The 24,758-nt window shown below is 52.7% G+C and carries 23 protein-coding genes; 12 read left to right on the top strand and 11 right to left on the bottom strand.

Going from position 1 to position 24,758, the window contains the following annotated elements:
- Position 1: 1 nt before the first annotated feature.
- Positions 2–373, top strand: coding sequence for a YdbL family protein (locus tag P1U71_RS05240; RefSeq protein ID WP_301104502.1), 372 nt, complete (start codon positions 2–4; stop codon positions 371–373).
- A gap of 3 nt (positions 374–376) precedes the next feature.
- Here P1U71_RS05240 and P1U71_RS05235 read toward each other — a convergent pair whose 3' ends face one another.
- A complete protein-coding gene (locus tag P1U71_RS05235) occupies positions 377–841 on the bottom strand; it encodes an L-2-amino-thiazoline-4-carboxylic acid hydrolase (RefSeq protein ID WP_301104501.1) in 465 nt (154 codons plus the stop codon).
- A 68-nt stretch (positions 842–909) separates the two neighbouring features.
- Positions 910–1,794 (bottom strand): glutathione-dependent disulfide-bond oxidoreductase, encoded by an 885-nt coding sequence (gene yghU / locus P1U71_RS05230; protein WP_301104500.1) that lies wholly within the window; start codon positions 1,792–1,794, stop codon positions 910–912.
- Between the two features lie 458 nt (positions 1,795–2,252).
- On the opposite strand from yghU, the gene P1U71_RS05225 reads away from it, so the two are divergent.
- The gene (locus P1U71_RS05225; RefSeq protein ID WP_301104499.1) at positions 2,253–2,975 is read left to right on the top strand and encodes a haloacid dehalogenase type II; all 723 of its coding nucleotides are present in this window, start codon (positions 2,253–2,255) and stop codon (positions 2,973–2,975) included.
- Between the two features lie 7 nt (positions 2,976–2,982).
- Here the strand turns inward: P1U71_RS05225 and P1U71_RS05220 are convergent, their stop codons facing one another.
- From P1U71_RS05220 to P1U71_RS05210, 3 genes are all read right to left on the bottom strand, one after another.
- On the bottom strand, positions 2,983–4,635 hold the full coding sequence (locus P1U71_RS05220) for a hypothetical protein (RefSeq protein WP_301104498.1): 1,653 nt from the start codon (positions 4,633–4,635) through the stop codon (positions 2,983–2,985).
- 205 nt (positions 4,636–4,840) lie between these two features.
- Positions 4,841–6,388: a sodium:alanine symporter family protein gene (locus P1U71_RS05215; RefSeq protein WP_301104497.1), complete on the bottom strand. Its 1,548-nt coding sequence runs from the start codon at positions 6,386–6,388 to the stop codon at positions 4,841–4,843.
- Positions 6,389–6,401: 13 nt separating this feature from the next.
- Positions 6,402–6,839, bottom strand: coding sequence for a universal stress protein (locus P1U71_RS05210; protein ID WP_301104496.1), 438 nt, complete (start codon positions 6,837–6,839; stop codon positions 6,402–6,404).
- A 513-nt stretch (positions 6,840–7,352) separates the two neighbouring features.
- Here P1U71_RS05210 and P1U71_RS05205 point away from each other — a divergent pair.
- Entirely contained in the window at positions 7,353–8,177 is an 825-nt protein-coding gene (locus P1U71_RS05205) for an enoyl-CoA hydratase (RefSeq protein ID WP_301104494.1), read from the top strand.
- Between the two features lie 28 nt (positions 8,178–8,205).
- Here the strand turns inward: P1U71_RS05205 and P1U71_RS05200 are convergent, their stop codons facing one another.
- Together P1U71_RS05200 and P1U71_RS05195 are read right to left on the bottom strand one after the other, a co-directional pair.
- Positions 8,206–9,432: an MFS transporter gene (locus P1U71_RS05200; RefSeq protein WP_301104493.1), complete on the bottom strand. Its 1,227-nt coding sequence runs from the start codon at positions 9,430–9,432 to the stop codon at positions 8,206–8,208.
- Between the two features lie 174 nt (positions 9,433–9,606).
- Positions 9,607–10,401 (bottom strand): hypothetical protein, encoded by a 795-nt coding sequence (locus P1U71_RS05195; protein WP_301104492.1) that lies wholly within the window; start codon positions 10,399–10,401, stop codon positions 9,607–9,609.
- Positions 10,402–10,492: 91 nt separating this feature from the next.
- Here P1U71_RS05195 and P1U71_RS05190 point away from each other — a divergent pair, with 91 nt between their 5' ends.
- The 8 genes from P1U71_RS05190 to P1U71_RS05155 all read left to right on the top strand — a co-directional run bounded on the left by P1U71_RS05190 (position 10,493) and on the right by P1U71_RS05155 (position 18,915).
- Positions 10,493–11,275, top strand: a complete 783-nt coding sequence (locus P1U71_RS05190; RefSeq protein ID WP_301104491.1) for an IclR family transcriptional regulator — start codon at positions 10,493–10,495, stop codon at positions 11,273–11,275.
- The gene (locus P1U71_RS05185) at positions 11,272–12,270 is read left to right on the top strand and encodes a thiamine pyrophosphate-dependent dehydrogenase E1 component subunit alpha (protein ID WP_301104490.1); all 999 of its coding nucleotides are present in this window, start codon (positions 11,272–11,274) and stop codon (positions 12,268–12,270) included. Before P1U71_RS05190 ends, P1U71_RS05185 begins: the two co-directional genes overlap by 4 nt.
- Complete coding sequence (locus P1U71_RS05180) at positions 12,270–13,247, top strand: transketolase C-terminal domain-containing protein (RefSeq protein ID WP_301104489.1); 978 nt, start codon at positions 12,270–12,272, stop codon at positions 13,245–13,247. Before P1U71_RS05185 ends, P1U71_RS05180 begins: the two co-directional genes overlap by 1 nt.
- Positions 13,247–14,977 (top strand): thiamine pyrophosphate-binding protein, encoded by a 1,731-nt coding sequence (locus P1U71_RS05175; protein WP_301104488.1) that lies wholly within the window; start codon positions 13,247–13,249, stop codon positions 14,975–14,977. The genes P1U71_RS05180 and P1U71_RS05175 overlap by 1 nt, the downstream gene beginning before the upstream one ends.
- 34 nt (positions 14,978–15,011) lie before the next feature.
- Positions 15,012–16,028, top strand: a complete 1,017-nt coding sequence (locus P1U71_RS05170; protein WP_301104487.1) for a DctP family TRAP transporter solute-binding subunit — start codon at positions 15,012–15,014, stop codon at positions 16,026–16,028.
- Between the two features lie 87 nt (positions 16,029–16,115).
- Complete coding sequence (locus P1U71_RS05165) at positions 16,116–16,619, top strand: TRAP transporter small permease (protein WP_301104486.1); 504 nt, start codon at positions 16,116–16,118, stop codon at positions 16,617–16,619.
- Positions 16,616–17,908, top strand: coding sequence for a TRAP transporter large permease (locus P1U71_RS05160; protein ID WP_301104485.1), 1,293 nt, complete (start codon positions 16,616–16,618; stop codon positions 17,906–17,908). The genes P1U71_RS05165 and P1U71_RS05160 overlap by 4 nt, the downstream gene beginning before the upstream one ends.
- Positions 17,909–18,009: 101 nt before the next feature.
- On the top strand, positions 18,010–18,915 hold the full coding sequence (locus tag P1U71_RS05155; RefSeq protein WP_367281130.1) for a neutral zinc metallopeptidase: 906 nt from the start codon (positions 18,010–18,012) through the stop codon (positions 18,913–18,915).
- Positions 18,916–19,023: 108 nt separating this feature from the next.
- Here the strand turns inward: P1U71_RS05155 and P1U71_RS05150 are convergent, their stop codons facing one another.
- The 4 genes from P1U71_RS05150 to P1U71_RS05135 form a co-directional block, all read right to left on the bottom strand.
- Complete coding sequence (locus P1U71_RS05150; protein ID WP_301104483.1) at positions 19,024–20,349, bottom strand: TRAP transporter large permease subunit; 1,326 nt, start codon at positions 20,347–20,349, stop codon at positions 19,024–19,026.
- Complete coding sequence (locus P1U71_RS05145; protein WP_301104482.1) at positions 20,349–20,915, bottom strand: TRAP transporter small permease subunit; 567 nt, start codon at positions 20,913–20,915, stop codon at positions 20,349–20,351. The genes P1U71_RS05150 and P1U71_RS05145 overlap by 1 nt, the downstream gene beginning before the upstream one ends.
- Before the next feature lie 176 nt (positions 20,916–21,091).
- Entirely contained in the window at positions 21,092–22,132 is a 1,041-nt protein-coding gene (dctP, locus tag P1U71_RS05140; protein WP_301104481.1) for a TRAP transporter substrate-binding protein DctP, read from the bottom strand.
- A gap of 282 nt (positions 22,133–22,414) precedes the next feature.
- Complete coding sequence (locus tag P1U71_RS05135) at positions 22,415–23,242, bottom strand: 3-keto-5-aminohexanoate cleavage protein (protein WP_301104480.1); 828 nt, start codon at positions 23,240–23,242, stop codon at positions 22,415–22,417.
- 283 nt (positions 23,243–23,525) lie between these two features.
- On the opposite strand from P1U71_RS05135, the gene P1U71_RS05130 reads away from it, so the two are divergent.
- Complete coding sequence (locus P1U71_RS05130) at positions 23,526–24,734, top strand: acetyl-CoA C-acetyltransferase (RefSeq protein WP_367281129.1); 1,209 nt, start codon at positions 23,526–23,528, stop codon at positions 24,732–24,734.
- Positions 24,735–24,758: the final 24 nt, after the last annotated feature.

Below are 24,758 nucleotides of genomic sequence, written 5' to 3'. Positions count from 1 at the left end.
TATGCGATCTGGAAAAAACATTGGAAATTTGAGCCGCAGGCAGCTTTTTCGGAAAGCTGTGCTCTCTCTCTCCATTATTGCGTGCCTCCCGCTTTTTGCGAGCGTGCCCGCTTGGGCGGACCAGCTTGAAGACATGCGGCGCTCCGGTGCGGTGGGGGAGGCGTTTGATGGATTTGCCCGCGCGCGCGATGGGTCAGCGCAAGGATTTGTTGCCACCCTGAATGAGCAACGGCGCGCCATTTACGTGAAACGCGCGAAGGCGGAAAACGTCACCGTTGAACAGGTCGGGCGGGTTTATGCTGTGGAAATCTTCAAGAAGGCGCCGCAGGGAACCTGGTTTCTGAATGAAAACGGTAAATGGACGCAGAAGTAGATCTTATTTCTCTACTTTGCGAAAGCGAAAGTCGCACATCCCATCGCCCTTCATGCAGGTTTTTTCGCGCTTGAGTTCTAGGCCCAAACCTTCCGCGAGCGCATAATCGCAGTTGCAGATCAGCAGCGGACCAAGATCGCGGGCCTCCATCTCTTCCATCATTTTTGTATAGGCACATTTATGCACATCGACGTGAAACTCATCGTCACTGCGCTTTAGCACATCAAATTCGAAATCAACACCTATCCCGAACGAGGCAAATTCGGCTTCAAGTTTAGGAATGGTCATCGGCGCTTCGCGCGATCGTGCCTCGGATATTTTCCGGTTGCGGCTGTCCAGTGCCTGCCGCACCAGTTGATGGGCCTTGTCCCGCCCAAGCTCTTTTTCCATTGCCCGAACCAGCGGAATTTGCGTTTCGACTGTGAGCTTGATATGTTCAAACGGGGTAATATCGGTTGCATCCGTCATCTGTTCAACGTCCTTGGTGCCGGTTTCCCGCCCGGTTGCTGCCGGGCGGAATTATCGTGCAACTTCGTCTAGCTCGCGTCGTCCACTGCTTCGAGTTTGTCCTGAGTCTTGTTCTCGAAATCACTGGCATCGTGTCGTTCGTGGAGTTGTTCTTCCAGCGGACCGGCCGTCTTGTTGACCATGCGGCCGCGTCGAACTGCATCCCGGGCACCGACCTCTTCCGTCCAGCGGTTAACATGCTTGTAGGAGGCGGCGTCAAGAAACTCGGCCGCCTCATAAACCCTGTTTAAAACCAGCGCACCATACCAGGGCCAGATGGCCATATCTGCAATTGTATACTCATCTCCACAGATATACCGGTTGTCAGCTAGTTGTCGGTCCAAAACATCGAGCTGCCGCTTCACCTCCATGGCGAAGCGGTTAATCGGATATTCGAATTTTTCCGGCGCATAGGCGTAAAAGTGGCCAAATCCGCCGCCAAGATAAGGGGCGCTGCCGATCTGCCAGAAAAGCCAAGAGAGACATTCTGCCCGCTTGGCAACGCCGGTTGGGATAAAGGCTCCGAACTTTTCAGCCAGATGCAGCAAGATTGCCCCGGACTCAAATAATCGTATCGGCTTTTCGCCGCTATGATCCATCAATGCCGGAATTTTGGAGTTTGGATTGACTTCAACAAATCCGCTGCTGAACTGATCTCCCTTTCCGATATTGATGAGCCAGGCGTCATATTCCGCGCCGGAAAAGCCTTTTGCCAGCAATTCCTCCAGAAGGATCGTGACTTTGACCCCATTAGGCGTTCCGAGAGAATAAAGCTGCATCGGATGCTTGCCGATGGGACGGTCCTTTTCATGGGTTGCACCCGCGATAGGGCGATTGATGCTGGCAAAGCGGCCGCCGCTTTCCATTTCCCATTTCCAGACCTTTGGGGGTACGTAGGCTGCTGTTTCATTCATTTTCGAAACTCCGTTCACTTATCGTGTGACGCGATAGGTGGCATTTTTTCTGTTAAGCGCCCAAGGTTATTTTGAACAAATTTCCCCAAAAGTCCACCAACAGATTTGTGATATGCAGTGTTCGTCACAAATCGGGCCTTGACGGGATCGGCCTTACTATATCCAGGCCATAATTGGATCATAATAAATACTCTCTTATATAGAATTAAGAAGATATTTTTTCTCTCTTAATATTATATAAGAAGTATGTGAGCTTGCTGGCAAGTTCTTTTACGTTATCAAGAACCGAAAGGCCTAATTTTTCCGCCGCAGCGCAGTCGTATTCGGGGTTTTCCTCACCTTGAATTATAACATGCAGACGGTTACACATAAATTGAACATTCCAACAGCTATAAATCTATCGGTTTTTTGAACAGAATTTTTAGCTTGATAATGGACGAAAGCAGAAAGGTCAGATCGTGTTTGCTTCAAATGTAAAGGTCCTGTGTTTTGACGTCTTCGGAACCGTCACGGATTGGTATTCTTCCGTGACGCAGGAAGGGCAAAAAATATCAGACAAGACCGGGATCGCTGTTCCATGGGGAGAGTTCGTCAACAAATGGCGCATTGACGGCTATCTGCAAGCGCTTGGCGATATCTCCACAGGAAAGAGGGAAGTCATCCCGACCGCTGAAATCCATCGAGAAAAACTATTATGCCTGATTGATGAGTATGGGATAAGCGGGCTTAGTGACAAAGATATTGAAGATTTCAATCTTGCCTGGAACCATCTGGGTGTTTGGGGTGACGCTGTGGAAGGTCTCGCAGAGTTGAAAGAAGACTATATGATCTTGCCTTTTTCCAACGGGGACTTTCGATGCTTACTCGATATAAGTCGCCACAACAACCTTCCATGGGATGGAATAATCTCCGCTGATTTTTTCAAGAAAGTTAAGCCCGATCCCACAATTTATCATGATGCCGCTGCCCTGCTTCAATTGCCGCCTGAGCAGATCATGATGGTGGCCTGCCATGCGCGAGATCTTGAGGGGGCAAAGAATGCCGGCTTTAAAACCGCTTACGTCAACCGACCCCTTGAGTATGGTCCGGGCGTTGCGCCGGAAGAAAAACCTGTTCCCTTTGATTATGATGTCGATAGTTTTATCGAGCTTGTAGAGGCTTTGCGAAAGTCATCTTCCTGACAGGCTGCTAATCCAACTCAATATTTTGTTCCGGAATCTCGCTTCCCTGAATTCTTCCGCTGATGATCCATTGATTGAGCGGGGTTCTCTCCGCGCCGGAGGTATAATATTTCAGCGTTGTATAGAAGATATAGAATTTATCCCCCGCCGGTTCCGCGGTTGCGACCTGAAACTGATCCCATTCGTAAAAATAGGTGGTTTCCGTTCCTGAAAGTGTGACGGTGCCGGTTGAGCTGACATCGACCTTGTCGAATTCCGCTGTACTGGTCTTTTTGGTACGATGGGCTTTCTCGGTATTGATAACAAGACGCTTAATCTCCCCCACATAGCCATAATCCGGGCTCTTGAGCGTTTCCATCGCGATATCGGTCAGATCGGAATCCGTTGTTGCCGCTTTTGGCATCCGCACCAATTCCCGTGCCTTTTTGTAGTTGCTTTCATATCTGCTCGCGACATCTTCGACGCGGGCGAGCAGTGTAACCCTGTCGTCATAGGTGTCGTGCTTGAGAAGCTTTGCGTATTCGGCTGCTTCGCTGACCAGAAGATGTTTTCCTGCCAGTTCCTGACGAATTTCATCCGCCCGCCCGGCGAGCAGGAACTGCTGCATTTGTTGCTGTGGGTCCGTAGGGTCAAAATTGTCATAGTATGACAGGTTCTCGGTCTCAAACTGGACGGTATGGGTAAGGTTGGCAGTGAAAGTTCTAACGCCATTATCTATATTGCCAACAACTTCTCGCAGGTAGCGATCAAACCTGTCGACATCCTGAAGGTCATAGGGAGCGCCCTGTTCTACGGTGCCGACATTATTCGGCAGATAGGCGCGTTTCGTTATCTCGGGTATGGGCTGATAGATAGAAACTGCGGCTTTTCGTGTTTTGGCAAGATCGCGGAGCCATTGCGCCAATTGTCCTTTTTCAAACGGCTGTTCCGGCGTAGGCGGGATTTTTAGCTGACGAATATAGCCATTGATTTCTGTAAGCCGCGCCTGCACATCCCCAAGTTCGGCAAGTTCCTTCGCGGCGTGATCCTTCCCAAAGGCGACCATATTTTCCAGCGTAGCCAGAGCGTTTGCAGCGGCAACAACATCCGGGTCATCTTTAAAATCTGTGAATTTGGCATATGTACCCTGAAACCTGCCAACGGCGTTATCCACTTTTTCAACATAAGTCGGGTCCTGGAAAGGTTTGGGTCCGGCTTTGTCGACAGTATCCGTCGCGCTTTCAACATCGCGTTTCAGTTTTTTGATATGAACGCGTTGCTGAGAGATCATCTGTTTGGGCGCTGAACTTGATGTAGTCGCGGCGGTAGGTGAGTCAGCTTTCTTCGGTGCTGTTGACGTAGTCGAGGTCGCACTTGATGTGCCGCCGGATGGGTTCAGTAGGCTATTCAGATGCGTCAACAGGGCATTGTACCGTTGATCGGCCTGTTGCCATTCAGGTTGGCTGTGATCTGCTGCGTCATCAAGTCGCTGGCGGGTTAACTTCAGAAGCTTCAAGTCACGATTGATACTCGTTTTCGAGGCAGAAGTCTGTCCGGAATACTTTTGCTCATATTTTTCGATATCAGTGAGGGCCGCAGCCACATTCCTGTCGACATCGGCAAGGGCCGCTCCGGTCAGGACAAAGAACAATAGAAAAACGGCACTGGTCAGCTTTTTCATGATCGCTAAATCCGCCCTTGTTTATTTATAAAAAAGTGATTTTTACGCGTCTTTACGGTCCTTGAAGCAAAACCGTAGCATATTTCGTCTGGGCAGACGAGACCTTCGGTCCACGGCGCGGCGTGCAACACCAAAATTTCATAAAAAAGAAAACGCGATTGGAAATGTAAAGGGAGACGCTCTTGAAGGGCGTCTCCCTCTGTTGTTAGCCTTTGAACTTCTTGATTTCACCCGAAGCAAGGCGCTCGCGATAGGAATAGAATTCCTGTTTCACTAACTTCATCAGGAAGTAAAGCGCGAAAATATTGACAACGGCCATCGCGAAAATCGCGGCATCCGAGAAGTCAATGACCGGCCCGAGGCTTGCTGCGGCGCCAATGATCACGAAGGCGCAGAAGATCAGCTTGAAGATCAGCTCCGTTGTTTTCCCCTCACCGAACAGATAGGTCCAGGCTTTCAGTCCGTAATAGGACCAGGAAATCATTGTCGAGAAAGCAAACAGGATCACGGCGATCGCCAGAACATACGGGAACCAGCTGACAGCGGATCCAAAGGCCGCGGAGGTCAATGCAACGCCGGATGTTCCGCCGACCGTGGCAATCATCGAGCCATTCATCATGTAGTCGCCGGTTGCCGGATCAACAATAAGCTGGCCTGTGATGATGATGACCAGCGCCGTCATCGTACAGATAACCACCGTGTCAATGAAAGGTTCCAGCAGGGAGACAACTCCCTCCGTGATCGGTTCTTTCGTCCTTACGGCTGAATGGGCGATGGCGGCGGAGCCGACACCGGCTTCGTTGGAGAAGGCCGCCCGTTTGAATCCCTGGATCAATGCACCGACAAACCCACCAGCGACGCCGAGACCCGTAAAGGCACCTTCAAAAATCTGACCAAAAGCCCAACCGATCTGGTCGTAATTGACCGCGAGAATAATAATCGCGGCGGCTACATACATGATGCCCATAAAGGGGACGACCTTTTCAGTTACCCGCGCAATTGACTTCATGCCGCCGACAATCACGGCAAACACGACGACGGCGAAGACGACACCGGTAATCCATCCGGGATACTCCCCAACAATGCCGGAAATCTGGGCGTGGGCCTGGTTCGCCTGGAACATATTACCGCCGCCGAGGGCGCCGAGAATACAGAAAATGGAGAAGAGAATAGCGAGAGGCTTGCCGCCCGGAATGCCGAGCTGCTTGAAACCTTTCGATATGTAGTACATCGGTCCACCTGAGACCGTGCCATCTTCATATTCATTCCGGTACTTAACGCCGAGCGTACATTCCGTGAATTTTGACGCCATGCCAAGAAGCCCGGCAAGGATCATCCAGAAGGTAGCGCCCGGGCCGCCAATGCCAACAGCGACGGCCACACCAGCAATATTGCCAAGTCCGACAGTGCCCGAGAGGGCTGTTGCAAGGGCCTGGAAATGGCTGACTTCACCTGCGTCATTAGGGTCTGAATAATCGCCCTTCACCAGGCTGATTGCATGCCCGAAGAAGCGGAACTGGACGAAACCGAAATAGATTGTGAAGATAGAGGCGGCAATGACAAGCCACATCACGATCCAGGGAAAGCTGGTTCCCGGGATGGGTGCGAAGATAAAACTGACAAACGGGCCTGTGACGGCGGCGAACGTCTGATTTACCTGAGCGTCCAGCGACATTGCCTCCTGGGCGAGCGCGGGCCCGACGGCGGCGATTGCTGCAATCTGAACTAGCAGTGCGATAAATATTTTTCTCATGACAACTCCCCCTTCAGCCAATCACAGTTACAGGTACATGTGCGCTCATCACCAGAGTAGACGTTGAGCTCCCAAACAGTCGATCAACCAGCCCCTGATTTGAGGCACGCCCGACGATGATTTGCTCCGCGCCTTCTTCCTTGGCGACAGCGTTCAGAATGTCTGCGACATGGCCATGGCGAACGACGCCCCGGGCGTTGACGCCGGCCTCTTTCAGCTTCGCCAATGCTGGATCGATCACCCGTTCGGTCGCGAGGGAGATTTCTTCATCTCTTCGCTTGTGGCGCTGCGCATTTTCCTCAGGCGTCTGAAATGAATAGGGTGACCATTCAACGACATAGACGACCAGAAGTTCGCTGTCCTTGATCAGACCTGCCATTCGCTTGCCATAGTCAAGAACACGTTCCCCCGACTCATGGCCATCAAGACCAATTACCAGTGTAGTTGTCATTTTTACTTCCCCTCCTCTAAAAATACCGTTATTTGCACACACTTGCTAAGAGTATGTTATTGCTACAAAATATCGGGAGGGCAAAAAATCGAAACTAGAAAATATATGCGTCGATACAATCGTCCCCCGATCACATAATAGATTAAAATGATGTAAATGGGGAGCAATCTTATTAGGCTTGTTGAAATGATCCGAAATACGAAATTTTTGAAGGTCAAATATAGGTTGGCCACGGGATGCATAAAAAGGCTGAAATCTTGAACCTCGTCCTATCATAAGTACCGTTAGCTGTCGCAATCAATGCAGGGCAAGGTTTTTTCTTATGGATGCTTTAGGGCGGCGCATCTTCAAATGAAAGTAATTGCTCTTGCCGCAAGAATTCATCAATAGCTACATGGGTCTGTAGTCCGTGGATTAAGGTCGAGATTGGGGCCTCAAAAAAGACAGCGAGACGCCTCTTCTGATTTGGGTTAAACTTTATTCCCCGTCAAAAGCAATAAAAAGGGAAATGTAATGGCCTATGAGCATATAAAATTCGAAACAGAAAACGGTGTCGCAATAGTAACCCTGAACCGGCCGGATAAGCTGAACGCCTGGACCCGGACGATGGAACGCGAAGTGCGTGACGCGATGGAATCTGCGGAAAAAGATGATGCGGTTCGGGTTATTATCCTCACCGGGGAAGGTCGTGGGTTCTGCGCCGGGGCCGATATGGATCTCTTGAGCGGAATTGAGGATGGATCGGAAAAGCGAGAGGCCGGCGCGGTATATGGTACAAAGGCATATAATGTTGCAGTCCGGTCGGACTTCCAGACGCAATATTCCTATTTTCCATCCATCAGCAAACCCATCATTGGCGCTATTAATGGCCCCGCTGCCGGATTGGGGATGGTTGTGTCCCTATATTGCGATATGCGCTTCGCCAGCCGGGACGCTATCTTCATGACGGCATTCGCGAAACGCGGCCTGATCGCTGAGCATGGTATCTCCTGGATGCTGCCGCGCTTGATTGGCCACTCGGCGGCGCTGGATCTCCTGCTGTCCTCCCGTAAGGTGACGGCGGAGGAAGCCCTGCAACTCGGTCTTGTGAACCAGGTTCATGATGCCGACGCTCTGATGCCAGCTGTCAAAGCCTATGCAGCGGATCTTGCGCAAAACGTCTCGCCACGCTCCATGGCGGTTATGAAACGCCAAGTGTATGAAGCCCAGTTCCAAAGCCTGAGCGATGCCGTCGCAACCGGCAATGAGGAAATGATCAAGAGTTTTGCGAGCGAGGACTTTAAAGAAGGCGTCGCCCATTTCCTGGAAAAGCGTCCCGCGAAGTTTTCAGGGCAATAGATGAGCGCATTGCATTTCTTACAAATGCTTACGCGGGCAGGGGTTTCTCGGGCGGTCTGTATAGGGCAAACATAATTTGCGCCAGACCGGCTGAAATCCCCAGTCCAACGCCAATTTGTAGCGCCAGATCATAGGAGCCGAGCAGGTCAAACAGCCAGCCGCCACCGAAGGCGCCAAAAAAACTGCCAATCTGGTGGCTAAAAAAAGCGAGCCCCTGGATCATTGCTTGCCAGCGCAGACCGAACATCTCAACAACGGATCCGGCGACAAGCGGTGAGACACCAAGCCAGAGGAACCCCATAACGGCCGCGAACAGTATCGTCGTTGTCGGGGTGGGGGGGAGAATGAAGTATATGGCAAGGACAAATGATCGTGAGACATAGATTATCCCAAGCAAAACCTGCTTCGACCAGCGTCCGCCAGCCCAGCCGAAAAAGAGGCTGCCCACGACATTGAAACCGCCAATGATGCCAAGTGCGGATGCGCCCAGCATTGGATCCATTCCGCATATAACGAGGTAGGAAGGCAAGTGCGTTGTCAGGAAGACGAGTTGCATGCCACATACAAAATAAGCAATCGCCATTACCAGAAACGGTGCGTGCCGGAACGCAACGGCGACGGCGGCTCCTGCGGGCAGTCGATCCGAGTTGTTCTCGGAAAGCTCCAGCGGTGCTTCCTTGTCGACGCGTCCGGCAATCCAGGCCGCAGGAATGATAACGAGGGCGACGACGGTAAAACCAATTAAGCCAACATGCCAATCATAAAGCGATTCAAGCAATTGCCCGAGTGGGGCCGTGAACATCGCACCTACTGATCCGGCGGCGGACATAATGCCGAGGGCGGTGCTGCGCACTGACGCGGGAACCAGCCGCGAGGTGAGAGACATCGTCATCGCGAAGGACGCGCAAGCCATGGCAATGCCGACGCAAATACCCGCCCCGAGGATTACCGTCATCGTTCCACTCGCGTTGACAAGGCAAATCATCCCTATGGCGTAAAATACTGCGCCGCCGACCATAACGGGGCGATATCCCCATCGATCAGCGAACATACCGGCAAATGGTTGACAGAGGCCCCAGACAAGGTTCTGTATGGCAATCGCGAAGGTGAAGTCCGTAATCGTAACGGCAATATCCTGCGTAAGCGATGGCATAAAAAGACCCAGGCTTTGCCGAAGGCCGAAACTCAGGCTCAACATCACAGCGGCGGCGATCAGGATCGGTAGAACTGGCCGTAAGGCCCTTAAATTGGACATCGGGAATTTACCGTTATTATTATTTTGCGCCATCATAATATGCGGACGCGGTTTTTTGCAAATGAGTTTACCGACACGCGCCTGAATGAATTCAGCTCTGATCATTCCATTCAATCAGAACCGCTCGCACAATTCGAGCAAATTGGTGCGAGATAACCCTCTATGAGAATGATGCTATAAAGCTGTTAGCCAGACCTTCAATTTCATGCCTGTTTCCGCGTTGGCACTCTGCGCGTGCCTGTTGACTTTCGATATTACCCCGGTTTCCAGAGTGGATCGGGCATCGCCGATTCGTGCCGTTTCATGGGAGACTGTCACGGCAGCCACTCCTTGATCATCAAGGGCAGGCAACCGAGAAATACCGACTTTATTGGAGAGCACCCCGGCGTCGTTAAAAACAGCGATGCGTGCGGCGGCTTTAAGCGCCCGGGCTGGATTTCCACCAATAAGGTAACCGTGCGACCCGGTAACTATGATCTTGCTTTTATCTTCCGGGGTCACAAGAGAGGCAGAATCCACCATCAATACCTCCAGTCCGTTTTCTTTCAGTCGCAGTTCATTTCTGGATTCGTTCACTTCGGGTAGAAGGCCTTGCGGTTGCGGTGCATTTTCAAGTGCACGTACTGCCTTGTCTACCGGCATGCCAGCCGTCAGGCCACATTGGGCTGCGATGGAATTTACGGTAGTAAGGATTCCCCGCCTAAAGGCATCTTCCGCCGATCCTATCAGGCAGCTTCGGCAGTCGATCGCGGCAGCAGCCATGCCGCTTCCGGCAAGCGCAAGCACCCCGGCGACACCAGCCTGATCGAGGCCGATGCCCGCGTCATTGAACAGGACAGCGCGAATACCTGCTTGGGATGCAATGGCAGCCGGATAGATGCCACCATGCGATCCGGAAACCACAATCTGGCCCCGGTGCCCTTCATCTGCATCCGTTATAGAATCGAGTAAAATTGGATTTTCTGACATTTTTTGACCTTACATATCTTGACTCTTCCCTTCAATAAGTTTCAAATTGCGCAACAAAAAATTCCGATAAACGGAATTAGCGGGAGAGAGCATGACAAACTTGTCGGCACCAAAAGGTTCGATAGCCCGTGCAGCGCGCGTGCTGGATGTGCTGTCACTTGCGTCTGAGGGTGCGGATCTTACGGAAATTGTGGCGCAATCGAAATTCACGAAAACGACCACGTTTCGTGTATTGGCGTCTTTGCGCGAGGTCGATTATGTTTTCCAGGATCCTGCGACCAGGGTTTATCGGCTGGGATCTAAACTCGCTGAGCTTTCCCGAAATGCGGAGCGAGTCAACGTCGGCGCCTTTGCCGAACGTGGTATGACACGCTTGGCGGAAATGTCGGAGGATACGGTTTTCCTGTCTGTCCCGGAGGGCGCGGCCTCAATCTGTGTCAGCCGAAAGGTCGGGGCATTTCCGATTCGCACCCTTACGCTTGATAAAGGAGATCGCCGACCCTTGGGGGTCGGTGCAGGTTCCCTCGCTCTTTATTGTTCGCTGTCTGAAGATCAAAGGGCAGCCGTCTGCCGGGTCAACAAGAACTGGCTGACTGACTATGGCGTCACCAATGAGGGTCTGGAAACTGAGTATAAGTTTTTTAAGGCGCATGGCTATGCTCGCAATCAGGGAGGGGTTGTCAGTGGCATGAGCGCGATCGCCGTGCCTGTCGTAACAGCCAGTGGCCGGTTGGTCGCGGCTCTCGCCATCGGTGCCATCAACGACAGAATGAAACAGTCGCGTATCGACGATCTTCTTCTGCCGGGATTGAAACGAGAGGCCCGTCGGCTCGCCGGTCGGTTTAATGCATTGGAAAGGGAACAAAATAAATGACTTCCGCCGGTCACAATTTTGAGCGTGGGCGATCGTTGCTCGAGATGATGGAGCGTATTCGCGCGTTTGAGGAGCAGGCCTGTCTGGCAGCGGAGCGCGATCAGCTGGTGCTTGGCGCGATTCATCCTTCCATTGGTCAGGAGGCCGTCGCCGCCGGCATCATGCATAACCTGAAAAAAGAGGATATTCTTCTGTCAACGCATCGTGGTCACGGACATACACTGGCCAAGGGTGCGAGCTCCCTCGCAATGATGCGCGAATTGCTCGGCCGGGAGGGCGGTTGTTGCGGTGGCAAGGGCGGATCCATGCATATTGCGGATTTTGATGTTGGGATGCTGGGCGCCAATGGTGTCGTTGGTGCGAATATCACGATTGCGGCCGGTGCGGCCCATGCGATCAAGTTGCTGGGTGACAATAGAATTGTGGTCGACATATTTGGTGATGGCGCCATTAACAGGGGACCCTTTCTGGAGGGGATGAACTGGGCGGTTGTCTTCAAGCTTCCGATACTTTTTGTTTGTGAGGATAATCAGTATTCCGCAACGACAAGGACGGCGTCGATGACGGCGGGCGATGGCGCCGCTACGCGGGCTGTGTCTTTGGGGATGCGATCGACAACGGTTGATGGAAATGATGTGGAGGCGATCGCCGATACGGCCGCAGATATTGCCGCACGCTTGCGCGCGGGCGGACCGCCGGAATTTCTTCATGCGAAAACCTATCGCCGTACTGGCCATACGTCATTTGATCCGGCAACCTATCGCCCGGCAAACGAGGCGACCGAAGAAGAGAAAAGGAGCGATCCGATAAAACGCCAGCGCGCAATTTTGCAGACCGCTGGCATGTCGGAAGCCGACACACAGTCTCTACATCAGAGTGCTCAGAAAGAAATGATAGATATACTCAAAGAAGCCGCCAATACGCCATTCCCGGCAGATGCGACAGCATTTAACGATGTGCAGGATATCGGTAGTCCCGCAGTGGAGGCTTATTGATGCCGACATTAAGTTATAGAGACGCGAGCCTTGCTGCCATCCAGCACTCCATGCGAGAGGACTCGACTGTCTGGTGCGTGGGCGAAGATTTGGGTCGCGGGGGTGTATTCGGCCAGTATAAGGGATTACGTGAGGAATTTGGCGAGGCACGGATTTCCGATGCGCCCATTTCCGAAGCCGCAATTATGGGTGCCGCTTTTGGCGCCGCGATGATCGGCACACGCCCAATCGTCGAAATGCGGTTCTCAGATTTTGCGTTATGTGCGACAGACGAACTGGTCAACCAGATCGCAAAGGCCCGGTTCATGTTCGGCGGCCAGTCGCGTGCGCCGATGGTCATTCGAAAACCGATGGGCCTTTGGCGTTCATCCGCAGCGCAGCATTCCCAATCCCTTGAGAGCTGGTATGCGCATATCCCTGGTCTTGTCGTCGTATGCCCCGGAACGCCTCAGGATAATTATTCCATGTTAATGGCGGCCATCGCCTGCGATGATCCTGTGGTCTATCTGGAGCATAAGGGTATTTGGGACCTTGAAGGCGACGTTGATTTCTCGAAAAAATATGAGTTTGGAAAAGCTGAAATACGGCGTGAAGGTTCGGATGTCACCATTGTCAGTTGGTCAAATACCGCGAATCTTGCGATGGAAGCCGCTGAGGCTCTCTCCAATCAGGGTGTCAGCGCCGAAATCATTGACCTTCGCAGCCTGTGGCCATGGGATAAAGAGGCTGTACTGAAAAGTGTCGCCAAAACCGGCCATCTGGTCGTCGCTCATGAGTCGGTTGCTGTCGGAGGGTTTGGGGCGGAAATCGTTGCCACCGTTGCTGAAAAGGCTGGCCATACACTTAAAGGCCCGGTTCGCCGCCTCGGTGCGCCCCGTTCGCTGGTCTCCTATGCGCCGAATCTCGAAGACATGCTGCGTGTTACGTCGGAAATGATGGTTACCGCAGCGCAAGAAACACTCAAAAAGGCAAGTTAATGATTAAAAATGAAATGACAGGCGGTGAAGCGCTGGTTCGGATGCTACTCGCACATGAGGCGGGCCCGATGTTCGGTATGGGCGGGTTTCAGCTCTTGCCGTTCTATGACGCGGCACGGCGTTTGGGCCTTAATCACAATCTGATCAATGATGAGCGCTGCGCGGTATTCGCCGCAGATGCCTATGCCAAGGTATCAAACCGGGTCGGTTTGGTCGATGCGACATTGGGGCCGGGGGCAACGAACTTGGTGACCGGACTGGTGGAAGCCTTAAACGCGGGCTCCCCAATGGTTGCCATTATCGGAGATGCGCATCGCGATCATGCCGGGAAGAATATGACCCAGGAAACGGATCAGGTTTCCATACTCCGGCCCGCGTGCAAGGAACTCCTCAAAATCGAGACTATTCACCGAATTCCGGAAATCATGCGGCGGGCCTTTGCCATCGCGACATCCGGCCGGCCGGGTCCGGTCGTGGTGAATGTGCCGGAAGATATCGCGCACGGGACCCATAATTTCGAACCAGAAGAATTCGCTGTTGATGGTGCTCATTCCAGGATGCCATCCCTTCGCTGCCGCCCGGATGCCGAGATGGCGGCAAAAGCAGCGGCTCTTATTGCAACGGCGAAGCGACCGATGATACTCTGCGGCGGTGGCGTCCATATTTCCGGCGCGCAAGAGCAGGTTACGCGATTGGCCGAAGCCTGTAGTATTCCGGTTGCCCATACGCTTACGGGTAAAGGGGCGATTGCCTGTTCCAATCCGCTGAGTGCCGGTCTTTTTGGTCGATATGACCGCATTGCAAATGACTTGATTGCCGAAAGCGATTGCCTGTTGGTAGTTGGATGTAAGCTGGGCGAGATTGCCACCAAACGATATACCATCCCCGAAGCCAATGGACCCGTCATTCATCTCGATATCGTCGCCGAGGAAATGGGGCGGACTTATGAGCCCGCACTCAAACTATGGGGCGATGCTAAATCCGGATTGAATGACCTTTATGACCTGCTGAAAGACAGCGTGAGCGAACAGCGGCAAATGCGCGAAGGCTATATTGCGGAAATCCCCCAAAAAATGGCAGTCTGGCGGGATGATGTGTCGGAGCGTCTTAATTCAGATGAAACGCCTGTGCATATGGCGCGGCTGATCACGGAAATTAACAAGCTGCTGCCGGAGGATGGGTATCTCGTTGCCGATGGTGGGTTTGCCGCGCATTGGGGCGGATTACTCTTTGATACAAAGAAAGCGGGCAGGGCATTTGTTCCGGACCGTGGCTTTGCCTCAATTGGCTATGGGCTGCCAGGTGCGATGGGTGTTCAGTTGGCCGAGCCAGGAGCAATCGTGGTTGGAATTACCGGCGATGGCGGCTTCAACATGGTTCTGGGTGAGCTGGAAACGGCCCGTCGAATGAATCTTGGCGTGACCATTGTTGTCGTCAATAATGCCGCGTCCGGATATGTCAAAGCTTTGCAGCATCTGATGTATGGGGATGGAAATTACCAGTCATCGGAACTTTCGGAAACCAACTATGCCAGCGTGGCAAATGCTATGGGATGCCATGGAGTCCGCGTTGAAAGCCCGGACCAGTTGGAAGCCGCATTGCTCAGCGCATTTTCCGAAAAAGACCGCCCAAGCGTCGTAGATGTTGTCGTCACGAGAGACCCCGCAAGAATGCTTCCTGCGGTGGATAACAGGACCGTTCAGGTCAAAAAAGGAGACCGCGTGGCATAACGCGCGGCTTTCATAAAAAGGGAAGGAAAAGACAATGAAACTGTATGCTTTGCTTGCGTCCGCCTTGATTGGCGTTGCCAGTATTTCGCCGTCATATGCGGCCGACTACAAGTCTGAATATAAGGTCTCAACCGTTGTGCCTGCGCCGTTTCCATGGGGACTTGCTGCAGACAAATGGATTGAACTGGTGCGGAAACGTTCCGATGGCCGGATCAATATGAAGGCCTACCCCGGTACGCAGCTTGTAGCCGGTGAACAAACCAAGGAATTCACCGCGGTGCGCAAGGGAGCGATTGACATGTCCGTCAGCTCCACCATCAACTGGTCACCGCAAATTCCGGAAATGAATATCTTCGCACTGCCATTCCTGATTCCGGATTATAAGGCCATGGATGCGTTGACCGGTGGTCCGGTCGGCGAGGAAATTTTTGAAATCGTCCGTTCCAAAGGTGTTGAACCTCTGGCATGGGCTGAAAACGGGTTTCGGGAACTGACAAATTCAAAAAGGGAAGTTCGGTCGCCAGCCGACCTGGAAGGCATGAAGATTCGCGTAGTCGGTTCTCCGCTTTTCAATGATACCTTCACGGCTTTTGGCGCGAACCCGGCCCAGATGAGCTGGGCGGATGCGAAACCTGCGCTCACCACAGGCGCCGTTGATGGTCAGGAAAATCCGTTGACGATTTTCACCATTGCGAAAATGCATCTCGTCGGTCAGATGTATGTCACCACTTGGGGATATGTTGCGGATCCGCTGATTTTTGCGGTTAGCCACAGGGTTTGGAACGACTTCACGCCTGAAGATCAGGAACTTATCCGTCAGGCAGCTGTAGATGCCGGTGCATATGGCATCGAAGTAGCGCGTACAGGCCTGACCGAAGGGGATGACTCTCTGTATAAGTCGATTGAAGGCCTTGGTGTGACTGTGACGCATCTCACGGATGAAGAGCGGCAGAAATTTGTTGATGCAAGCCGTGGCGTTTATGAGAAATGGACGGAAATTGTCGGTCCGGATCTGGTGAAGAAGGCGGAAGAAAGCGTCGCGAACCGCTAATTCGCTTTATTAAATATGGTGAGCCGGAGGGACAGACGCCGCAAACGCGGAAAGGCCTTCCGGCTTCTATAAGGTAAGTATGAGTTCATGGAACAAGAAAGCGCGGATGAAACAGACGACAGTCTGCAAGAAAAGCAACCGTTTCGAATAGAAGAGGCAGTTGGAGCCCTTGCAATGGGCCTGATTTGTCTTATCAGCATTCTAAACGTCGTTGTTCGATATGCGACAAATGTCTCTTTTGCCTTCACAGAGGAATATTCGGTATTTCTTCTGGTTATTGTCACCTTCGTCGGCGCAGGGCTGGCCTATACCAACAACGGCCATATCTGCATTACTTTTGTTGTCAACCGGTTCGGCCGGCACGGGCGGGCATTGCTGAATACAATTTCGTTCCTGGCATCTGTCTCCTTATTTGGGTTGCTTGTCTACTACGGTTCAGATCTGGCCATTGACGAGTATCTGTTCGAAGAAACGTCCCCGGCGCTCGGCTATCCGACCTGGATTTATACGATGTGGTTGCCACTGCTGTCACTGGCCGTTCTCTTCCGGATTTTCCAGGTGCAGTGGAATGAACTGAGGAACAAGAGATGAGCGCGCATGTCATCCTCCTCGGGTCGTTTTTCCTAATTCTTATCTCCGGCGCGCCAATTTCTGTCGCTCTTGGGCTTTCAGGAGTCATCGCTATATTCTTTGGCCTTGATATGGATGCCGTTGCGAATATGAGCACCATCACCTATGCCAGTATCGCGAAATACCCCCTTATCGCGATCCCGCTTTTTATTCTGACCGGCATGATTTTCGAGCGGTCTGGCGTGGCAGAAAGATTGGTCGAATTATCGCGGGCAGTCGTCGGCCCTCGCCGTGGCGGCCTCGCGCTTGTTGCCATACTAGTTTGTCTTATCATGGGCGGGATGTCCGGCTCTGGTCCGGCGGATGCGGCGGCCGTCGCGACTGTCATGATCCCGAGCATGTTGAAGGAAGGGTATCCGCGTGCCTTTTCCGCCAGTATCATTGCCGCCTCCGCCTCCACCGCTATCCTCATTCCGCCCTCCATCGCCCTGATCGTTTATTCGATCATGGTACCGGGAGTTGATCTGCGGGCCTTGTTCGCCGCAGGCTTGTTTCCGGGCCTTCTCGCAGGATTGGCCGTTGCAATCCCGGCGCTTCTCATCAGCCGCCGAAAAGGGTTTGGCGCTGTCGATACCGGACGTCCGCCGCTTGGGAAGAGCTTTGTCCGGGCGTTGCCAGGGCTATTCGCACCCGTTATTATCCTGGGTGGATTACGAAGCGGTCTGTTCACGCCAACCGAGGCGGCTGCGGTTGCCGTCTTTTACGGACTAATCGTCGGCCTGTTTTTGCACCGCTCCATGGGAATGCGGGACATTTACAATGTCCTCGCCGAAGCGGCCCAGATTTCTGCGGTTGTGATGATCATTATCTCGCTCGCCGGAATTTTCGCTTTTGCCGGTTCGATCCTTGGCACATTTGACGCGGCGGCGAACCATATCCTGTCAATTTCGGAATCCCCGATGGTTGTGCTGATCTTGGTAATGGCGATTATTCTGCTCGCCGGAATGGTCCTCGATGGGGTGTCGATCTATTTGATTGCCTTGCCGTTGCTGATGCCAATTATGGCGACGCTTGGCTGGAACCAGGTATGGTTCGGCGTCCTGATGGCCATGAACGTCGCGATCGGCCAGTTTACGCCGCCGGTTGCCGTTAATTTGATGGTCACGGCGAAGATAGCGAATGTGCCGATTGAGGCCACGATGCGATGGGTCCTTTGGCCGATTGTTGCGATGATCATCTCTGTTGGTCTCGTTATCGCCTTTCCGTCCATCGCGCTTTGGCTCCCCACCGTCCTCGGATATAAAGTGTAGTTTTCTCCATGCAGGAGAGAGCCTTCCACCGATCTGCATGACATTCCTGCCTGCCCATGACATGATTATAGGCAGTGTATGTGAATAACAAAGGTGATGTCATGCGGTGGCGGGGCAGACGGCGAAGCGACAATATTGAAGACCGGCGCGGGCAGGCAAGTCCGAGAGGACTCGGTCGAGGCCGGGGAATACCCATTCGGCTGCCAGGAGGGCGAGGCGGGAAGCTCGGGATTGTCGGTATTCTTGCCGTTGTCGGTATTTCGCTTTTCCTTGGCATTGATCCGACAGTATTGCTGCAAGGAGGGATGCAAACCGGTGGAATGCAATCGCAGCCGCAGTCAGGCACAACCCGATCCGCAACGGATGATGATCTCACGAAATTTGTTTCCGTAGTCCTGGCGGATACTGAAGATACATGGCACGGGTTATTTGAAACTGCTGATCGGCGCTATCAGGAGCCGACCCTGGTGCTTTTTTCCGATGCCGTTCAGTCCGCTTGCGGCTATGCACAATCTGCTATGGGGCCGTTCTATTGCCCGGGGGACCAGAAGGTTTATCTCGATCTATCCTTTTTCAGGGAGCTTCATAATCGATTTGGCGCGCCGGGTGACTTTGCGCAAGCCTACGTAATCGCGCATGAAGTGGGGCATCATGTTCAGACTTTGCTAGGTATTTCCCAGAAAGTTCATGAACAGAGGGGCCAACTCAGCAAGGTCGAAGGAAACAAGCTATCGGTCCGTCTTGAACTGCAGGCAGACTGTTTTGCCGGTATCTGGGCCTATAATGCGGATCGATCCCGTAATCTTCTGGAAGCCGGGGATATTGAAGAAGCGCTTAATGCGGCCACGGCAATCGGTGATGACAGATTGCAGAAACAGTCAACCGGTCGGGTCGTGCCGGATTCCTTTACGCATGGGTCATCCAAGCAGCGCGTGAAATGGTTTATGACGGGCTTTGAAAGCGGCGATGTCCGTAAGTGCGATACCTTCAGCACGGATGATCTATAAAATACCGCCGACAATGTAATGATCTTGTGAATTCAAAAAAATCCCGTTGCGCAGACTAGTTTCTGCGCAACGGGGCTGTATGAGTTTATATGTAACCTACCCTACACCCTACTGGAACAGATAGTTCGGTAGCCACAACGCAATTGCCGGAAACAAGACAATCAGGAAGAGCCCTGCCAGTTCGACCAGGGTATAAGGGCCAACCGACCAGTAGATATCCTTCATCGTTACATCCGGAGGGGCAACGGATCGAAGGTAGAACAGGTTGAACCCGAAGGGCGGCGTCATATAGCTGATTTCCATCATCACCACGAACAGGATGCCGAACCATACCGGATCAAATCCGTGGCTTGCCACCAGCGGCAGGAAGACGGGCAGGGTAATCAGCATAATACCGACGGGATCCAGCACCATCCCCAAGAGGAAGAGAACAAACATCATAAAGGCAAGCGCCCCCCATTTTCCGCCAGGAATCTGCGCGGTCATATGGGTGATAAACTCTTCCGCGCCCATTGCGGTATAGGCCATCGAATAGGCATGTGCCGCGAAAACGATCCAGGTAATGATCGTCGTAAGCCGGAAGGTTCGAAGTGAGGATTCCGAGATTACCTTCCACGTCAGCTTGCGGTTTATGGCACTGGCAACCAATGCACCGAAGACGCCAACAGCGGCGGCCTCCGTCACAGTGGCGTAACCGCCAAATATCGCCCCGAGAACGAGGAAGATAATAAAAATCGGCAGAAAGACGGCGCGAAGTGCGCTTAGCTTTTCACTCCAGTCCGCCCGTTCCTCTTCTGGCAGGGACGGTCCTAAATGAGGCTGGAACCAGCATCTGACACCAATATAGATGGAGACCAGCGCAAAGAGAAGCAGACCCGGGAACACACCGGCAGCAAACAGTTTGCCAACCGAGACTTCGGTAATCAGCGCATAAAGAACCATCAGGATAGAGGGCGGGATCAATATGCCCCAGCCACCCCCGGCGTTAATGGCACCAAGCGCAAGGCGTTTATCGTAGCCTCTGTCGAGCATTTGCGGGAGGGCAATTGTTCCCATGGTGACAACAGCTGCACCGGAAATTCCGGACATCGCCGCGAAGATCGTGCAAATTCCAACGGTGCCGATAGCGAGGCCGCCCCGCACGCCACCCCACCATAAATGCATCATTCGGTAGAGGTCATGTGCAACGCCGCTTCTCTCCAGCAACATGGCCATGAAAACATAGAGCGGAATCGCAATGAGTGAGGACGTCTCCATCAAATCCCACATCTTTGAGGCGATCAGGTAGAAGGCGATTGGACCCTGTTCAAAATACAGGAAGATAATAGATAGCCCGCCCAGAACGAACGCGAGCGGCACTCCGAGCATGATAAACAGGAACAGGAGACCGAAAAAGAGGAGGGTAAGAACCTCGATACTTAAGAGATCATACATCAAACAGATTCCTTCTCGTCATGCTCGTCATCCCGCAGCGGGCCAAAGGCAGTCTCATCAACTTCTATGCCGCAGAGGATCATGATGTCGGCTATCAATTTCACTATTCCCTGCAGCAGCAGTAGGAATGCGGCAACAAAAATCATCGATTTGGAGGGCCAGATCGCGGGTCGCCATGTGGTTTCATAACTGACTTCAAGGCGGGAAATGCTATCAGATGCCATCGAATAGGCTTCGGTAAGCAGAACGCCTAGGAAAAGGAAAAACAGGAATGATGTTGCGATATCTGTTAGCGCTTTCTGCTTTGCCGTGAAGTTGCCGTAGAAAAGATCGACATTGACATGATCACGGCGCGCGAGCAGATAGCCGCCACCGATAATTGCGTAAATACCGAACACAATTTTTGACGCTAAGGCGGACCAGGATATCGGACTTTGCGTCACATAACGCATGATTACGTCGCTGAGCAAGAGAACAAACAAGATAAGAACGGCATAACTTGCGAGCCGACCGATCTTGGCGTTTGTATTTGTCACTGCACGAGCGAATGCTGTTAAGGCAGCCATGATATTCTCCAGAAAAAATTGACTAAAGCGACCTGTTCAATCTCAGGCACAAGCTCAATCAACCGGAAAAGGTCAAATTTGCCGTCACCCCACCGTAGTCCGTTGCAAATTTCTGCAACGAACTCCGGATGAGGTTAGGTTAGCATGTGCCAAATTTTTGACAGATGAAACGGGCCTTAGACGTAGCCCATTCCCTTGAGGAAATTGGTGAGCATTTCACTCGCTTTTGTCGCGTTTCCGCCCTTGGAGCTTTCCTCGGCCAGAATTGCGCCTGATGCTTCGGCGAATTTTTTCTGCACATCCGCCGGGAACTGGGAGACAGTAATGTTCTGTTCCGCCAGACCCTTCGAGAGAGCAAGCTTCTCTTTGTACTGATACTCGGTCGTCCGCTTCCAGAAACGCATGTCGAGAAGAGTGAGGAACTCCTTGCGGAGGTCAGGTGACAGATTGTCAACTGCTTGCTGGTTCATGATGAGCGTGTCAACCGCCAGCCCGAGAGTTGGCTTCATATGGAATTTGGCAACTTCCCAGAGGCTCATTGACATGGCACCTTGTGCGGCACCCCAATGTGCGCCGTCAACAACGCCGCTGGCCAGGCTCGAATAAAGCTCGGGGCCGGCAACATATTGCGTTGAAGCACCGGCGGCTTCCAGGAATTTCTGGTAACTACCGGATGAGCGCAATTTCAGCGTGGAGAAGTCCTCAACCGAATTGATCTCTTTTGAGACAACCAACTCCGTTGGATAGACTTTTTCAGCCCGGCTTATAACACCATGCGCCGCCAGATCTTCGTTGAACAGATCCTCGAAACCCATGTTTTTCAGGAAATGCGCAAATTCCCATGGTTCACGGAAAGTGCCCGGGACACCAAGAGCAATGCCGGCTGTCGGGGCTTCACCCAGGATATAGCCTGGAGAGATTGTGCCCATTTCAACTACGCCCTTCCGGACGATGTTGAAGATTTCGCCGCCTTTTGCGAATTCGCCAGCCCCGAAGAGCTGCAGTTCAAATTGCCCGTCAGTGTTAGTCTTCAGTTCCTCTGCAATAACGGCGAGACTGTCGCCATAGGACGAAGATGCTTTTGGCCAATGCGACTGCACCTTCCATGTCACCTTCTCGGCGGCGGCCGCCTTGCCAATAAAGGCCGGAGCAGCGAGTGCAGCAGCGCCGCCTGCCAACGCGCCACGCCGACTAATTACATTTGTTTCTTTTGTCATGGTAGTATTCCTCCCGTTGTGCGTTTTTGCTGCCCTGTTAAACAGCCATATTTTTGTTTTCTTGCCGCAGCTATTTCTCTTTGGGAATAAGCATTGCTGTATGGGCCTTTTGATTGAATGTTGCCACAATTCACTTTTTTTGATTAGGCCGACAACAATATATTCCGCTTTGATGGTATAATAAAGAATTCGGATTTACAAGCCATGGCGTAAACTGCCCGTCGAATTTTAACGAGGGGCAAATCTGCAAGGCGGCGACTAATGGCAATGATTCAATTTGCGCTAACCTGTAAATGTTTTTCTCACGTCTTCTGCTGTTGCGATGGGCCGGCCAATAGCCTCGGCCACTTCCCGGACCTGTCGAATAAGATCCGCATTCCTCCTGGCGCGCTCGCCGGTTTTTAAAAGCATATTGTTTTCAAAGCCTACTCTTACATGCCCCCCCATTGCCAAAGCGCCGCTCGCGGCGGCATGTTCCAACGGCCCGAATGCACAAGTTGCCCAAATTCTGGAAGGACTCATATGGTTCAGGAATGGGATTAAATCATGCGGATGGGATGTCTGGTTTGATGTGTACCGCCCGAGCACTAATATCAGAAATGGATTTTCGAAGGGGATAACATTCTCAGATTTCAGAGCCTCGAACCTCTGCATATCCTCGGGGGAGTAAAGGATGAACTGCGGCATGATTTGAAGCGCGTGCATTTCTTTAAAGAATTCTTTGGCCGCGGGCTCATGCCCTTCCGGGGCCAGTTCCTTGATCGCGAGGGAGGCGGCTTCGGGCTTCAACTCCAACACCATATCCATCTGTTGCTGCGGTGTGTAAATACCGACAGCCTCCGTCGTTGCCTGTATAACAAGGGCATCTCCGACCTTGTCCCGAATTGCCGCGATGGCCTCCCGATATTTTGTGACATCCAATGTGTGCCTTTCCTGATCATCACGCACATGCAGATGTATCATGGCCGCCCCTTCTTTCAGGCAGGCCTCGGCCTCGTCTGCAAGCTCGGCAGGGGTAATGGGTAGCATCGGATGATCCTGCTTGGTCTTTCTCGCCCCATTTGGCGCGACCGTCAGAATTGCCGGGGGAAGGGAGGATGGATTATCCATGACATCTTGTTCCTGAACTCAAAAAACATCGTCTCAAATGCACTTTATCTTAAAGCTGATCAAGTGAGTGTGTAAACTGCAGCACGTTGGGTTTTTATCGGCATTTGGGATGGATCACGCCGTAAATGATGGCATCACGGCACTTGCCGAGAGTGTCAGATATGGGTATTGACTACGTACAATTTTTAAATCGGGTTGGATAACAAGTAAGCAGGTGAGTTCGGATAATAGTCGTCGGGTCACCGCGCAAAATCTCCCCTCAGTGAAAAGGACAAGAATAATGCTGAAAGACGTCGTGATCTGCGAACCAGTAAGAACACCTGTGGGCCGTTTTGGCGGCCAGTTCAAGGATCTTCATGCCCATGAACTGGGCCGCACTGTGATTGAAGGATTGCTGGCCCGCTGCGACGGCCTTAAAGATCGGGTGGAAGATGTGATCTTTGCTCAATGCTATCCGTCGATGGATGCCCCGGCGCTTGGTCGTGTCGTTGGATTGGATGCGGGTCTTCCCATAACCATAGGAGGCTATCAGCTTGACCGCCGATGCGGCTCCGGCCTTCAGGCGATCATTAATGCGGTTATGCAGGTGGCGACGGGAGGTTCATCCGTCGTGATTGCGGGCGGGGCGGAATCTATGTCGAATGCACCGTTCTACTCCACAGCCGGTCGCTGGGGGATCAAGGGTACGTCCCTTGAATTTCACGATGCGCTTGCCCGCGGCCGCGTGACTGCCGGCGGCATTAACTTCCCCGTACCCGGCGGTATGCTGGAGACGGCTGAAAATCTTCGCAAGAGCCATTCCGTTCCGCGTGATGAGCAGGATAGCTTCTCGGTGGAATCCCATCGTCGGGCAGTGGCTGCGCAAGGCGGGGGGCGCTTCGACGATGAAATTATTCCAGTGACCGTAAAAGGCCGGAAAGGGGATACGGTCTATGACAAAGATGAGCACCCCCGACCGGAAGCGACTGAGGAAAGCCTTGGCAAGCTACGCCCGATACGTCTTAAACAAGACCCGGACTCAACCGTTACCGCCGGTAATGCCAGCGGACAGAATGACGGCGCATCAGCCTGTGTTGTCACAACACGGGCGATAGCGGAAGAGCTTGGCCTCAAACCTTTCGGCAGTCTGGTAAGCTGGGGCGTCGCGGGCGTGGGGCCGGAAATCATGGGTATCGGGCCCGTTCCGGCGACGGCGAAGGCGCTGGATCGAGCCGGACTTGGCCTTAAAGATCTGGACCTGATCGAGCTGAATGAAGCATTTGCCGCGCAGGTTCTGGCCTGCACCCGCGACTGGAAGTTTGAAAAATCTGATTTTGAGCGGATGAATGTGAATGGTTCCGGTATTTCGCTCGGTCATCCGGTTGGCGCCACGGGCGGTCGTATCCTCGCAACCCTGCTTCGGGAGATGGAGCGGCGGGACGCCCGTTATGGCCTTGAGACCATGTGCATCGGCGGTGGGCAGGGTCTGGCTGCGATCTTCGAACGCGCTTAAAAACCGATTACCATATTGCAAGGC

Origin of the sequence: Sneathiella sp., from assembly GCF_029233945.1 — a bacterium.
Taxonomy (GTDB): Bacteria; Pseudomonadota; Alphaproteobacteria; order Sneathiellales; family Sneathiellaceae; genus Sneathiella.
This window is presented reverse-complemented; position numbering and strand designations above follow the sequence as displayed.